This is a genomic window from Pantoea sp. DY-15 (assembly GCF_019795935.1).
Taxonomy (GTDB): domain Bacteria; phylum Pseudomonadota; class Gammaproteobacteria; order Enterobacterales; family Enterobacteriaceae; genus Pantoea; species Pantoea leporis.
Window position 1 is genome coordinate 448125 of record NZ_JAIMIF010000003.1, and the last position, 14575, is coordinate 462699.

Here is a 14575-nt window from a genome sequence, read left to right on the forward strand (position 1 = left end):
CAGCCTGGCGCTTTCCGGTCCAGGCTGTTGGGGGCGAATCGGCAACGGCCGGTTCCAATCCAGCCATTTATCAGGAGCGAACATGACGGACATCGTACAGTTATTGGGCAAAGAGGCGGATAGCCTTCTTCAACATCGCTGCATGACCATTCCAGCGGATAGCCTCTATTTACCCGGCGCGGATTATGTTGATCGCGTGATGATCGACAACAATCGTTCTCCTGCCGTACTGCGCAACATGCAAACGCTGTACAACACCGGACGTTTAGCCGGCACCGGCTATTTGTCGATTTTGCCGGTCGATCAGGGCGTTGAGCACTCGGCGGGCGCATCCTTTGCGGCCAATCCAGCTTATTTTGATCCAAAAAACATTGTTGAGCTGGCGATTGAAGCCGGCTGTAACTGCGTCGCCTCTACCTACGGCGTGCTGGCTTCGGTTTCTCGTCGCTACGCGCACCGCATTCCGTTTATGGTGAAGCTGAACCACAACGAAACGCTGAGCTATCCGACGCAATACGATCAGACGTTGTACGCCAGCGTGGAACAGGCCTTTAATCTGGGCGCGGTGGCGGTTGGCGCCACCATCTACTTCGGTTCTGAACAATCACGTCGCCAGATTGAAGAGATCTCGGCGGCCTTTGAACGTGCGCACGAGCTGGGCATGGTGACGGTGCTCTGGGCCTATCTGCGTAATGATGCGTTCAAGAAAGAGGGCGTCGATTACCACGCCAGCGCCGATTTAACTGGCCAGGCCAACCATCTGGCGGCGACCATTGGTGCGGATATCGTGAAGCAGAAGATGGCGGAGAATAACGGCGGCTATAACGCGGTGAAATTTGGTCATACCGATGAGCGCGTCTACAGCAAGCTAACCAGCGAGAACCCGATTGATTTGGTGCGTTACCAGCTGGCGAACTGCTATATGGGACGCGCAGGTTTGATCAACTCCGGCGGCGCTTCTGCGGGTGAAACGGATACCGCGGAGTCAGTGCGTACGGCGGTGATCAATAAGCGTGCCGGCGGCATGGGGCTGATTCTGGGGCGCAAGGCGTTTAAGAAGACGTTGAAAGAGGGCGTGCAGCTGATTAATGCGGTGCAGGATGTGTATTTGTCGAAGGATGTGACGATTGCTTGATTGAGTGGGGTTGTGCTCGCTGTCCCCCATCCCGGCCTTCCCCTGCAAGCGGGGGAAGGAGATGCTGCCACATGCTGCTTCAACACTTACATTTTGCAGCATCTTCCTCCCCCATTAATGGGGGAGGACCGAGGAGGGGGACAGCGAGCACTAAATCAAGGCGCCTCAAACCACTCACTATTACGCTCGGCAATCGGCGTAATGGTCAAAATCATCTCCTGCAGATGACGGCGCATTGCGCTTTCAGCTGCGTCAACATCATGCGCTTTCAACGCGTTATAGATATCTTCATGCTGCTGAATCAAACGCTCCGGTGGTGACACTTCGCTCAGGGTCAGAAAGCGCACGCGGTCCATGGTAGCTTTGATGTTCTCCACCGTTTCCCACGCCAGCAGGCAATTAATCCCTTCAGCAATCAAGCGGTGAAACTCATCGTCCAGCCCCAGGAAAGCCTGGCTGTCATGACGTTCAGCGGCGAGACGCTGCAGCTGCAGGTTATGCTCCAGCGCCATCAATCCGGTCGCACCCATCTCCTGCGCGGCGCGGCGAACCACGGCGATCTCTACCGCTTCACGGATAAAGCGACCGTCGGCCACGCGCTGAGCGGAGATTTTGCGCACGAAGGTGCCGCGCTGCGGTAGCACTTGCACCAGTCCGGCTTCCGCCAGCTTGATAAAGGCTTCACGTACCGGCTGACGTGACACGTTGAAACGCGCCGACACTTCCTTCTCCGACAGCAGCGAGCCCGGATGAATAACGCAGGTCACAATATCTTTGCGCAGATAACGATAGATCTGCTGATTTACCGGTTCGCTGGTGGTTATGGTATAGGCAGTCGACATGCAGCAATATCCGTATTACGGCTGGCATCTGCCAGCCCGTTAAGAAAGGTTCAGTCTAATCAGCACGCTGCGTCTGCGCTACACATTTGTGCAGTCGCTTAGCCTGGGGTGACGAGGCTTTGAACGGTGGCGCGCGCGCCCTGTTTAACCAGTTGCTGATAGAGTTCAGTCACGCGTGAGATAAAGGCGGGCTGCTGCTGCAGATCGTCACCGAACACGGCGTTGAGGCCGAGCAACGCCTTAACACGTGGCGCACCGTCCTCACTGTTGGCCACAATGTCCGCCAGCTGATCTTTCAGCGGATCGCGAATCTCAATGGCCTGACCTTGCTCATCCACACCGCTGACATAGCGCATCCAGCCCGCCACACCCAGCAACACGAAATCGCACGAGGTGCCATTGCGCAGATGCCAGCGCGCGCTATCCAGCAGGCGCTGCGGCAGTTTTTGCGTGCCATCGGTGGCGATTTGATAGGTACGATGTTTGATGGCGCGATTCTCGTAACGCGCAATCAGGGAATCAGCGTAGGCTTCGAGATCGACGCCTTGCGTGCGCAGCGTCGGCGCCTGATCCTGCAACATCAACGCGCGCGCCGCCGCACGATAGCTGGCATCCGCCATGCAATCGCTGATGTGTTCATAACCGGCGAGAAAACCGAGATACGCGAGGAACGAGTGGCTGCCGTTGAGCATCCGCAGCTTCATCTCTTCGAACGGCAGCACATCGCTGACCAGCTCAGCGCCCGCGTTTTCCCACGCCGGACGTCCGCTAACGAAGTTATCTTCGATGACCCACTGGAAAAACGGTTCGGCTTCAACCGCCACCGGATCGCGGCTGCCCAAACGTTCCGTCAGCGTGTCGAACGCTGCATCGGTCATGGCCGGGACGATGCGATCAACCATGGTCGAAGGGAAAGTAATGTGCGCCTGGATATACTCCGCCAGCGCAGGGTTGTGGCGCGCGGCCAACTGGGTGATCACGTTGCGCGTGACATGACCGTTCTCTGGCATATTGTCGCAGGACATCACGCTAAACGGCGGCAGATTGCGTTCGCGGCGGCGGATAATGGCCGCCAGAATCAAGCCGGGCAGCGAACGTGGCTCACCAGGATGAGCGAGGTCGTGCACAATATCGGGATGATCGGGATTGAGCTTGCCGCTCGACGGCATGTAGCAATAACCCTTCTCGGTTACGGTCATCGAGACAATCGCCACGTCCGGCTGGCTCATCGCCTCGATCACCGCCTCAATGCCGTCGCCTTTGCCATGCAGCGCTTGCGTCACCACGCCAATCACCCGCGTGTGTAATCTCTCATCCGCCATTTCGGTTAGCGTGTAGAGCAGATCCTGCTGACGCAGCGCCTGAATCAGCGTGCCGCTGTTGAGATTCACCTCGCAATAACCCCAGTCGCTGCCCTGAGCGGCCAGCTTATCGGTCGCCAGCGCCTGATGCGCGCGGTGGAAGGCGCCAAAGCCGATGTGCACCATGCGGGTCTTGAGTTGGCTACGATCGTAAGCGGGGCGTTGGACATCAGCGGGGAGGCGTTCAAGCTCTAACATAGTCATTCCTTTTAGCAAATGGGGCGCTCAGCGCCCCATGAGATTTACACTGAAACCGGTTTATTGGTGGCTTTAGGTTCACGAATTACCAGCAGTACCAGCAACGCGCCGACGCCAGCCACCGCACCTGCGAGGATAAAGGCGCTGTCAAACTTACCGGAGTGCTGCACGATGAAGCCAGTCACCACCGGGCCGATCACACCGGACAAGCTACCTATCAGATGGATAAAGCCACTGATGCTGCCGACGCGGCTTTTGTGCACCACGTCCTGCACAATAGCCCAGTAAATTGCGCCGGTGATGTAGAGGAAGAAGATCGAGATCGACATCATGATCACCGCCGAGTTGACCTCTTTTATCGTACCTGCCAGCGCCACGCAAATCGCCGCGGCGGTAAGTGAAACCACCAGCACAATTTTTCGAGAAAGTAGCAGCTTGCCGGTGATGTTGAAAATCTTATCGGAGATCCAGCCACCCAGCGCCAGGCCCACGAAGCCAACAATCCACGGGATCATGGTGGTGATGCTCATCGCTTTGATATCGAGGCCGTGCGCCTGCACCAGATACGCCGGGAACCAGCTCAGGAAGAAGAACAGAATGTAGTTGTAGCAGAAGAAGGCAAAGGCGGTGACCAGAATGATCGGCTGGCGCAGATAAAAGCCCAAACCATGCGCGGCGCCGCTTGAGTCGATCACGTCGGCCGGTTCTTCGGCTTTCAGTTTTTCTACTAAGGCACGCTCTTCTGCCGAGACGCGCTTACTTTTCGCCGGATTATCTGACGCGAAGAAGAACCACAGCGCCAGCCAGACGAAGCCAATCGCGGCGATCACTACAAATGCCGGACGCCAGCCGAACGACAGCGCCAGATAGCCAACAATCGGACCGGCAACCGCGCCACCCAGCGGTGAACCCGAGCTGAGTAAGCCCATTGCGGTGGCGGCCTGTTTTTTCGGGAACCAGCCGTTAATGGCTTTGTTCGCTGAGGCAGAGATGGGGCCTTCCGCCATGCCAAACAGCACGCGCAGAATCATCATCGACCAGAAGCCAGTCGCCATCGCGGTCAGGCCGCAGAACAGCGACCACATGCCAACGGCGGTGCCGAGCACGATGGTCGGGCCAAATTTATCCGTCGCCAGCCCGCCGATGAAGTTAAACAGGGCATAACCGAAGAAGAAGCTGCCGAAAATCATGCCGAACTGCTCGGCGTTGATCATCAGGTCTTTTTCCACCAGCGGTACCGTCAGAGAGAGGGCGATACGATCAAGGTAGTTGATCATAAACACCAGGAACAACAGCAGTACGAGGGTCCAGCGCAGGTTCTTAAACATAGAAACTCCGTCATCGTCATTTTTTATAGTAATAATGCCGGCAGGTAAGGGACCGGCATGGGGACACCTGGTGTGCGGGTTAACTTAACCCATTTGTAGGATCACTTTGCAGCAGGTGCGGGGATCTTTTTCGAACAGCGTCATGGCTTGCTCTACGTCTGCCAGCGGGAAATAGTGCGTCACCAGTTTCTCCGGCTGGATCTGGCCTTGCTCAATCCACTCAATCACCTGCGGGAAGCGATTGCTGTTGAGACGCGAGGTGAACAGCGACAGCTCTTTGCTGGTGAGACTTTGCTGCGTGATGCTGCACGGCTCGCCAGAAAAACCCAGCAGGCCGATACGCGCCGCCGGTGAGGCGAGGGCGGCGGCTTCTGCCAGGATCGAAGGATGGCAGGCGGCGTCGATAATCAGCGTTGGCTGCACGCCTTCCAGCTGCGCGGCGAGTGGAATCTCACTGTTGTTGAACACCTGATCGGCACCGTTTTCCTGCGCCAGCGCCAGGCGTTCTGGCAGACGATCGACCACCAATACCTGTTCAACGCCATACACGCCTTTTAGCACCTGAATGGCGGTGAGGCCCATTGGCCCGGCACCATAAATCAGCGCCACATCGTTTGGCTGTGGTTTGAGGAAGGCGGTGATATTGGCCGCGATGGTGAAGGGTTCGACCATGCTGGCGAGTTTGTCGGGAACGCTATCCGGCAGGCGGAAGGCGTTTTTAGCTGGTGCTACGGCATATTCGCTAAAGCCGCCGTCGCGGTGCACGCCAATCACCTGCAACTCTTTGCAGACGTTTGGGCGACCAATCGAGCAGGGATAGCAGTGACCACAGCTGACCACCGGATCGACCGCCACGCGTTCGCCAATGCGGCTGGCGGCAACGTCATCGCCAACCGCATCAATCAGGCCAAAAAACTCGTGACCAATCACGCGCGGATATTTAGCAAAAGGATTGTGACCGTGCCAGATATGCACATCGGAACCGCAGATGCTGGCAAATTGCACCTTCACGCGTACTTCACCGGCAGCGGGTTGCGGCAGCGGACGCTCTGCCAATATCAGTTCACCCGGTTGCTCAATCACTACACTTTTCATCATTTACTCCAACGGGAATGCAATGATGAAAAAATACGCGCACAAATACTACCATACAAGTCGGCGTTAAAGAGTTGTGAAGAGAATCACAGAGGAACAGTTACGTAGGGGCGCCATTCATGGCGACCGGGAAATCACGGCCACCCTAAATGGCGACGCTGAAATGACAAAAACCCGCTCAGGTTTCCCTGAGCGGGTTTTTTAAATTTGGCTCCTCTGACTGGACTCGAACCAGTGACATACGGATTAACAGTCCGCCGTTCTACCGACTGAACTACAGAGGAATCGTTTGAACGGGGCGCATATTATCGAGCGGCCCTCGCCTTGTCAAAACTCTTTTTCACAATTCGTTCTGACTGCTGAATAAAGCGTCAATTGCGGGCTATGAGCGGACTCAGCGCGGCAAAATCACGACTGATACAACCTCTTTTGTGACGATGATCACCATCTCTATGCAAAATTACATTCTGATTTGTCGATTTTGTCAGATACCTCGCATGCATGATCACAGATATTTCATTTCGCCGTTGTCGGGGCCAAAAGCGAAACATATATTCCAGATCAACTCTTAAGCGAATGCGGGAATAGTCATGAACAAAGTCAGAATCGGAATGATTGGCAGTGGTTACATCGGTCGTTGTCACGCGATTGCTTACGCTCAGGCACCTACAGTTTTTGCCCTGAAAGGCGAGATCGTGCGTGAGATGCTGGCGGAAGTGAATCCTGAGCTGGCAGCGAAACAGGCGGCAACTTTTGGCTTTGCCCGTTCTACTGGCGACTGGCATGAGCTGGTGCGCGATCCGAACATCGATGTGGTTGATATCTGCGCACCGAACTTCCTGCATAAAGAGATGGCGCTGGAAGCGATTCGCAACGGCAAACACGTCTACTCCGAGAAACCGTTGTCGCTATCCGTGGCCGACGCGGAAGAGATGGTGCAAGCGGCACAACAAGCGGGCGTGAAAACGCTGGTCGGCTTTAACTACATGAAAAATCCGACCAGCCAGCTGGCACGCGAGATTATCGCTCGTGGTGAAATCGGCGACGTGGTGCACTTCTACGGCACGCACAATGAAGATTATCTGGCACGTCCGGAAACGCCGCTCGACTGGCACTGCCAGAAAGCGCTGGCCGGATTAGGCGCGCTGGGCGACCTTGCCGCGCATATTGTGAATATGGCGCACTATCTGGTCGGTGATATTGAAGAAGTCAGCGGCGATATGATGACGGTGATTAAGGAGCGTCCGGATCCAAAGGATGCTTCGCGCCTGCTGCCGGTGGAAAACGAAGATCAGGCCAGCGCCTTACTGCGCTTTAAAAACGGTGCGCACGGTGTATTTGAAACCTCGCGTATCGCCTGCGGCAGCAAAATGGGCCTGACCTATGTGGTTACTGGCACCAAAGGCACGCTGCGTTACACCCAGGAACGTATGGCCGAGCTGGAACTGTACATCCACGATGAACCGGCAGGGCGTCAGGGTTTCAAAACCATTTTGACCGGTCCGGCGCATCCGGATTACGCCAACTTCTGCGTTTCAGCCGGGCACGGCATCGGTTTTAACGATCAGAAAACCGTCGAGATTCGCGATTTAATCAATGGCATTGCCGCCGGCGATCGCATGTGGCCGGATTTCGCCGAAGGATTGCAGGTGCAGAAAGTACTCGAAGCGGTAGCGGTTTCCGCGCTGGAACGCCGCTGGATGAAGGTGTAAATCAGCTTGCGGGTCGCCATGATTGGCGACCCGCAAAAAATCACGCTAACAACGGGCACTGCGGCGGCAAACGGCAGCTCAGTGCGCCCGCCATCACTTCAATCTCAAACTCACTTCCCGTCAGCGGTTCGCCATCCAGATTAAACGTCATCTCATGCGGTGAACGAATGGTAAGCGACTGCAACTGCGCCGTGACGATATTCGGATTCTCATCATCACGCGTCAGTGAATGCAGCAACGTTGGCAGCAGCTCTTGCGCGGTGACAATGCTGAGATTGAGCTGTCCGTCATTGATCAGCGCATCCGGGCAGAGCTTTTGTCCGCCGCCAGCCTGACGTCCATTGCCAATGCCAATCACCAGCGCATCGCCTTGCCAGTTAAAGCCGGGGCCGCTGATTTCACAGCGATCCGGTTTTAGCGCATCGACGCGCATCAAACCATGAATAAAGTACGACACGCCGCCGAGCGCGGATTTCAGCTTTTCGGGGGTTTCGGTAGTAATGCGCGTGCCAAATCCGCCGGTTGCCATATTGATAAAGTAGCGATCGCCGTTCACGCGCGCCAAATCGATAGCCGTGGCTTTTCCCACCAGCGCGAGACGTAAAGCCGGTTCCATGCCTTCCGGAATACCGACGCTGGTGGCGAAATCATTGGCGGTGCCGAGCGGTAAAATGCCCAGCGCCGGACGCTGCTGCTCGGGTAATCCCGCCAGCGCGGTGGCGATCTCATTGATGGTGCCATCACCGCCGCCAGCCACCACGGTTTCTGCCTGCAAAGCGACCGCTTCTTGTACATAACGATCGCCATCACCTTTTTCCCAGGTGACGCGCACCGCCAGATTAAAGCCTTCATCACGCAGCGTATTCACCGCAGCGCGCAAATCTTCATTACCTGCGCCTTTCCCGTTGAGGATCAGCAGCGTCAGCGGTTTGTTTTGCATTATCAGTTCCTTGATGCGAGAGACAGAGCACTGGTTATAGCATAGCTGGGGAGAGAACTTTATCGGCGGGCGACGAAAAAATCGGTGGGCGATCAAAAAAGAAAACCCGCACGGGGGAGCCGGGCGGGTGAATGAGGTGGTTCCTGGTACTACCTGCTTTTATTCTTACTCGTTAGCAGCAGGCGAGATTCTAAAGCGAGGCGAAGAAAGGGTCTGTGATCCTACTCTAACTTCGCTATTTTCTTTTCTTTATGTGCGATTTTTCCCGTGTGGATCGTAGGTGCTGTGGCCATCGGTGAAATTACGCAACAGCAGGGCGAAGGCGAGGTTGACCGATTCCGGGACCGGGATCCACACGCGGTGTCCATCGCCTGGCGCCACGTCCACCGCCGATCCTTTATCGTTCTGCATGGTTTCCAGCGTGCAATTAAGGTTGCCTTCGGGCGTCATGATCTCGACAGAATCCCCGAGCATAAACTTATTCTTTACCGCAATCTGCGCCCAGTCACCGCGACGTTCGCCGGTGAATTCGCCGACAAACTGCTGGCGCTCGGAGATGGAGAAACCTTGCTGGTAGTTCTGATAGCTGTCATGGGTATGACGACGCAGGAAACCTTCGGTGTAACCGCGATGCGCCAAACCTTCCAGCGTCTCCAGCAGCGCCGGATCGAAGGGTTTACCCGCAGCGGCATCGTCAATAGCACGGCGATAAACCTGCGCGGTGCGCGCGCAGTAGTAGAAGGATTTGGTGCGGCCTTCGATTTTCAGCGAGTGAACACCCATTTGGCTCAGACGTTCAACGTGCGCCACCGCGCGCAGATCTTTTGAGTTCATGATGTAGGTGCCGTGTTCATCCTCGAAGGCGCTCATCACCTCACCCGGCTTCATCTTCTCTTCCAGCAGGAACACGCGGTCGGTGGTCGCGCCGGCGCCCAAAGTCGGCTCCTGCACCTTAACCGGCTCATGGAAACCGACGATATTGCCCATCTCATCCTGCTTGCCTTCTTCCACTTTATATTCCCAGCGGCAGGCGTTGGTGCAGGTCCCTTGATTCGGATCGCGTTTGTTGAGGTAGCCGGAGAGCAGGCAGCGGCCGGAGTAAGCCATGCACAGCGCGCCGTGCACGAAGATCTCAATCTCCATTTCCGGCACTTGCTGACGGATTTCGGCAATCTCATCCAGCGACAGCTCGCGTGAAAGAATCACGCGCGTCAGCCCCATCTGCTGCCAGAATTTCACCGTGGCCCAGTTAACCGCGTTGGCCTGCACCGACAGATGAATCGGCATCTGCGGAAAGGCTTCACGCACCAGCATAATCAGGCCGGGATCGGACATGATCAGCGCGTCCGGCAGCATGGCAATGACTGGCGTCAGATCGCGGATAAAGGTTTTCAGTTTGGCGTTGTGCGGGGCGATGTTGACCACCACGTAGAATTTCTTACCGAGCGCATGGGCTTCATTGATGCCCTGCGCCAGAATCTCGTGGGTGAATTCGTTGTTGCGCACGCGCAGGCTGTAGCGCGGTTGGCCAGCGTAGACGGCATCAGCGCCGTAGGCAAAGGCATAGCGCATATTCTTCAGCGATCCCGCTGGAGAAAGCAGTTCAGGTTTTAACATGGATTTTCTCACTGATGTCAGGTCAGCATGCCATCGTGGATGGCAGGTGCAGCGGCCGCATTATACGGCCCTGCAAAAGGTGGGGAATTGTAGGCAGGCCCGCACCCGATGTAAATTGACCTGGATCAATGTAAGCCGTTGCAGGCTACAGCAAGCGGCAGACGTCCGCTTCCCAGCGATACCCCATGCCGTACACCGCGCGGATAAACGGCTGTTCCGCATCGAGGCTTTCCAGCTTGCGGCGCAGGTTTTTGATGTGACTGTCGATAGTGCGATCGGTGACTACGCGGTAATCGTCGTAGAGATGATTGAGCAACTGCTCGCGCGAGAACACTTTTCCCGGCTCCAGCGCCAGCGTTTTCAGCAGACGAAATTCGGCGGGCGTCAGCTCCAGCTGTTGTTCACGCCAGCTGGCCTGAAAGCGGCTCTCATCAATATGCAGAGGCGATTCCTGCTGCGCCTCTTCCGGCGAACGTTTGACGCGGCGCAAAATGGTTTTGACGCGCGCCACCACTTCACGCGGGCTGAACGGCTTGCAGATATAGTCATCAGCGCCGATTTCCAGCCCCAGCAGGCGATCAATCTCCTCGGTGCGCGCGGTCACCATGATGATCGGCAGTTCCGAGAAACGTCGAATTTCGCGGCACAGCGTTAAGCCGTCGCGGCCGGGCAGCATCAAATCCAGCAGCATCAGGTCCGGCGGCGTGTGCTGAACATAGCTCAACACCGCGTTACCGTCGGCAATGTGGTGCGTGCGATAGTTGGACGCCTGCAGATAATCAATCATCAGCTGCGCCAGTTTGGGTTCATCTTCTACAACAAGGATCAGAGGATCGCTATTTTCCGGGCTCATAAGTGGCGTCTAGTGAGGAACATACGGCAAGTTTAGCGTGATTTGCAGTCCACCTAAATCAGAGTGATCCGCACTGATGCTGCCGTCATGTGCTTCCACGATGTTTTTACAGATCGCCAGGCCAAGCCCAGAGCCGCCGCTGGCGCGATTGCGTGAACTTTCCGCGCGGAAAAATCGTTCAAATAATTGTGCCTGATGGGCCGGATCAACGCCCGGCGCGCTATCCGCAAACCGCAGCTGCCAGTTTTCGCCCGCCAGCTGCATCGAGAGCTGCACCGCGCCGCCGCTGTCGGTGTAACGCAGGCTGTTTTCCAGCAAATTGGTGAACAGCTGCATCAGGCGATCGGGATCGCCAAAGCTCTCCGCCTGCGCGGGCAATGCCAGATTCAGCGCCAAGCCGCGGCTGCGATAACGTTCGCCGAAGCTGCCGGCCACCACTTCCAGCAGATTGACCAGGTCAACCGGCTGCTTGCGATAGGCGAGGGCACCCGCGTCAGACAATGACAGCTGATGCAGATCGTCAACCAGTTTGGTCAGCACCACCACTTCGCTCTGCAGCGAGCTAATGGCTTCCGGCGTCAGCTTGCGCACGCCATCCTGCATCGCTTCCAGCTCACCGCGCAGAATCGCCAGCGGCGTGCGCAGTTCATGGGAGATGTCGGCCATAAAGGCGCGGCGGTTGCTTTCGTTCTTTTCCAGCGAGCTGGCAAGCTGGTTGAAGTCGCGGCCCAGTTGGCCGAGTTCATCGCTGCTGCCGACTTCCACGCGGGTAGCGAAATTGCCCGCCGCCAAATGGTGCGTGCCATCCACCAGCCGTTTCACCGGTGCCAGTAAACCGCGCGCCAGCAGCCAGGTGACCAGCGCGGCGAGTAACCCGGTCAGCGCCACAATCATCCAGCTGGTGCGTCGCTGCTGCTGATCAAAGTTGATGTCGGTGCTGCGCGTCAGACGTTCAGCCGGTGAGGCAATCACCCAGCCAACAATCTTGCCGTTGCTGGTGGTGATATTGCGCCTTGTGCCTTCCGGCGGCACCGGCTGACGCGGCCCTGACAGCACTTTGTATTGCTGATCGATAATCCAGAATTGTGTGCGCCAGCCGTGCGGCGGTAACTGATTAACGCTGCCCGGATTCTGCTCCAGCGAGCGCAAAATAGAAAAAATCAGCTTGTCATTGCTGCGCAGAAAATCCCAGCTACCGTGCTGTTCATACTGATCGGCCAGCGCATCGCTCAGCAGGGTTAAGCGCTGCTCATTGCCCTTTTTGATGTAATCGACAAAGCCGTGCTCAAAGCTGAGCCGCACGCCCCAATGCATGGTAATGATCACCAGCATGCAGGTGGAAAAAATCGCCGCAAACAGCTTGGCGCCAATGCCCCATTTTACCGGCCGCTTCATCCTTTGCTCCTGCCTCTAAGGTCAACGTTTTTACTGACATCCTTCGGTACGCGCCAGAACACCAGCGCCGGCAGCGCAATCACCAGCGCCATGCACAGATAGGTGTAAATGAAGGTTTGATGCGCCGCCGCGCTGTCGGTTACCACGCCGCGGCCAAATGCGCCCAGCAGCAAACCGGCCACGGTGACGCCAATACTCATCGACAGTTGCATGATCATCGACAACAACGAGTTGCCGCTGGAAGCCAGATCGTCCGGCAGCTCTTTGAGCGTCAGCGTGTTCATCGAAGAGAAGCGGATGGCGTTGACCATGCCCTGCAGCAATAACACCACCGGCAGCAGCCAAATCCATCCCAGCAGCGCCACCAGCGGGAACAGCAGCACCACCAGCGCCAGCGCCAGGGTCGCGCCGACCAGCGCATTGCGATAACCAAACAGGTTAACGATGCGCACCACCACGCGTTTGGTTCCCATGTTGCCGAGCACCATCGGAATCATCATCAAACCAGCGTGGAAAGGGCTGTAGCCGAGGCCGACCTGCAGGAAAATGGGCGTCATAAACGGCAGCATGCCGCTACCGATGCGGCCGGTAAAACTGCCGAACAGGCCAATTGAATAGATGCGGCTATCAAACAGTTTCAGGCTAAACAGCGCGTTATCGTTGTTGCGGCCGTGCATCAGGTAGAACAGCAGCGAAAACACCCCAACCAGAATCAGTAAGCCGAGCAACAGCGGCGATCCGCCGGCGCTGCGCTGACCATCCAGCGCCAGCGTTAAGGTCGCCATGCCGACGGCCAGCAGCACAAAACCGAGGAAATCAAAGCGCCGCGTCTGCATGGTGTAATTCGGCATCAGCGTGAGCGTGGCAATCGCACCAATGATGCCAACCGGAATGTTGATCAGGAAAATCCAGTGCCAGCTGGCGTACTGCACCAGAATCCCGCCCAGCGCCGGGCCGAGCAGCGGACCAATTTGTCCCGGCGTGGTGACGAAGGTCATTGCCGACATATATTGCTCGCGCGGCACAATTTTCATCACCGTTAAGCGGCCAACCGGCACCATCATCGCGCCACCAATGCCTTGCACCACGCGCGCCATAATCAGCTCATCGAGCGTGGCGGAGAAGGCGCACAGTAGCGAGCCGATGCTGAATAGCACAATGGCGCAGAAGAAGATATTGCGCACGCCAAAACGGTCCGCCAGCCAGCCGCTGATCGGCAACGTAATCGCCACGGTCAGCACATAAGAGACGATCACCGAGTGCATATTCAGCGGGCTGACGTTGAGATCGCGCGCCATTGACGGGATCGCGGTATTGACGATGGTGGTATCCAGCGCCTGCATAAAGAAGCCAAACGCGACGATCCACAGCTGCCAGCGCACGGTGGCGTTTTGAGGTGACATGCAGGTACCCGTTATGTCAGATCCAGTTTTCGCAGATCAGCCCATTCACGCGTGAAAATTCACGCAAATTGTTCGATACCAACGTCAGGGCGGCACTGCGTGCATGAGCGGCGATGTGAAGATCGTTCAGGCCGATAGGCGTGCCATTTTTCTCAAGCTCTGCGCGGATAGCGCCATAGTGGAAAGCGGCTTTGGCATCGTAATTCAGCACATCAAGGCGTGAGACAAAATCTTCAACGGTACGTAGGTTCCGCTCAGGAAAGGCGCTCTTTTCTGAGCCGTGAAACAGCTCCGCCAGGGTGATCGTCGAGATAACCATCCGGCCGACATTGGCGTTGAAACGTTCGAGCACTTCAATCGGCCGCCGCTTGATGACGTAGATAACAATATTGGTATCCAGCATGTAGCGATGCATTAAAACGCTTCCCGCTCAGATTGTTCCTGCGAAGCACGCTCATCCATAAAATCATCGCTCACCGTCGGACCGTCGAGGAAAAAACTGTCCCAGGCGTTCTCTATGGGCGTGAGGATGCGCTCCTTGCCAATCGCTCTGACGGTGACGTTTTTTACATCATCAGGAAAACGAACGTCTGCTGGAATGCGAACGTTTTGTGTCCTGTTGCTGGTGAACACGGTACCTTGTGACATATAAACCTCCACAGTAATGAACGGGTTAAAGTTTACGCTCTTCATGCT

The 14575-nt window shown here is 56.4% G+C and carries 13 protein-coding genes and 1 tRNA gene; 2 read left to right on the plus strand and 12 right to left on the minus strand.

Annotation, left to right across the window (positions count from 1 at the left end):
* Positions 1 to 82 precede the first annotated feature (82 nt).
* Positions 83 to 1135, plus strand: a complete 1053-nt coding sequence (gene fbaB / locus K5Y32_RS14660; RefSeq protein ID WP_110866629.1) for a class I fructose-bisphosphate aldolase — start codon at positions 83 to 85, stop codon at positions 1133 to 1135.
* Positions 1136 to 1290: 155 nt separating this feature from the next.
* Here fbaB and K5Y32_RS14665 read toward each other — a convergent pair whose 3' ends face one another.
* The 5 genes from K5Y32_RS14665 to K5Y32_RS14685 form a co-directional block, all read right to left on the minus strand.
* Positions 1291 to 1977 (minus strand): GntR family transcriptional regulator, encoded by a 687-nt coding sequence (locus K5Y32_RS14665; RefSeq protein WP_101763339.1) that lies wholly within the window; start codon positions 1975 to 1977, stop codon positions 1291 to 1293.
* Positions 1978 to 2075: 98 nt separating this feature from the next.
* Complete coding sequence (locus K5Y32_RS14670) at positions 2076 to 3536, minus strand: mannitol dehydrogenase family protein (RefSeq protein WP_222184742.1); 1461 nt, start codon at positions 3534 to 3536, stop codon at positions 2076 to 2078.
* Between the two features lie 44 nt (positions 3537 to 3580).
* Positions 3581 to 4864: an MFS transporter gene (locus K5Y32_RS14675; protein WP_101763341.1), complete on the minus strand. Its 1284-nt coding sequence runs from the start codon at positions 4862 to 4864 to the stop codon at positions 3581 to 3583.
* An 84-nt stretch (positions 4865 to 4948) separates the two neighbouring features.
* Positions 4949 to 5959: a Zn-dependent oxidoreductase gene (locus K5Y32_RS14680; RefSeq protein WP_222184897.1), complete on the minus strand. Its 1011-nt coding sequence runs from the start codon at positions 5957 to 5959 to the stop codon at positions 4949 to 4951.
* Between the two features lie 208 nt (positions 5960 to 6167).
* A tRNA-Asn gene (locus K5Y32_RS14685) sits at positions 6168 to 6243 on the minus strand.
* A 306-nt stretch (positions 6244 to 6549) separates the two neighbouring features.
* Between K5Y32_RS14685 and K5Y32_RS14690 the strand changes: the two genes are divergently transcribed.
* The gene (locus K5Y32_RS14690) at positions 6550 to 7671 is read left to right on the plus strand and encodes a Gfo/Idh/MocA family protein (protein WP_217548664.1); all 1122 of its coding nucleotides are present in this window, start codon (positions 6550 to 6552) and stop codon (positions 7669 to 7671) included.
* Positions 7672 to 7711: 40 nt separating this feature from the next.
* Here K5Y32_RS14690 and yegS read toward each other — a convergent pair whose 3' ends face one another.
* From yegS to vapB, 7 genes are all read right to left on the minus strand, one after another.
* On the minus strand, positions 7712 to 8611 hold the full coding sequence (gene yegS / locus K5Y32_RS14695) for a lipid kinase YegS (RefSeq protein ID WP_110866633.1): 900 nt from the start codon (positions 8609 to 8611) through the stop codon (positions 7712 to 7714).
* Positions 8612 to 8860: 249 nt separating this feature from the next.
* Entirely contained in the window at positions 8861 to 10228 is a 1368-nt protein-coding gene (yegQ, locus tag K5Y32_RS14700; protein ID WP_222184744.1) for a tRNA 5-hydroxyuridine modification protein YegQ, read from the minus strand.
* Between the two features lie 145 nt (positions 10229 to 10373).
* The gene (gene baeR / locus K5Y32_RS14705; protein ID WP_101763346.1) at positions 10374 to 11081 is read right to left on the minus strand and encodes a two-component system response regulator BaeR; all 708 of its coding nucleotides are present in this window, start codon (positions 11079 to 11081) and stop codon (positions 10374 to 10376) included.
* A 9-nt stretch (positions 11082 to 11090) separates the two neighbouring features.
* Positions 11091 to 12476 carry a two-component system sensor histidine kinase BaeS gene (gene baeS / locus K5Y32_RS14710; RefSeq protein WP_222184746.1) on the minus strand — a complete coding sequence of 462 codons (1386 nt, stop codon included), beginning with the start codon at positions 12474 to 12476 and terminating at the stop codon, positions 11091 to 11093.
* Complete coding sequence (gene mdtD, locus K5Y32_RS14715) at positions 12473 to 13879, minus strand: multidrug transporter subunit MdtD (protein WP_222184748.1); 1407 nt, start codon at positions 13877 to 13879, stop codon at positions 12473 to 12475. Before mdtD ends, baeS begins: the two co-directional genes overlap by 4 nt.
* A 16-nt stretch (positions 13880 to 13895) precedes the next feature.
* Positions 13896 to 14294, minus strand: coding sequence for a type II toxin-antitoxin system VapC family toxin (locus K5Y32_RS14720; protein ID WP_061717750.1), 399 nt, complete (start codon positions 14292 to 14294; stop codon positions 13896 to 13898).
* Complete coding sequence (vapB, locus tag K5Y32_RS14725; RefSeq protein WP_101763423.1) at positions 14294 to 14527, minus strand: type II toxin-antitoxin system VapB family antitoxin; 234 nt, start codon at positions 14525 to 14527, stop codon at positions 14294 to 14296. Before vapB ends, K5Y32_RS14720 begins: the two co-directional genes overlap by 1 nt.
* Positions 14528 to 14575 lie beyond the last annotated feature (48 nt).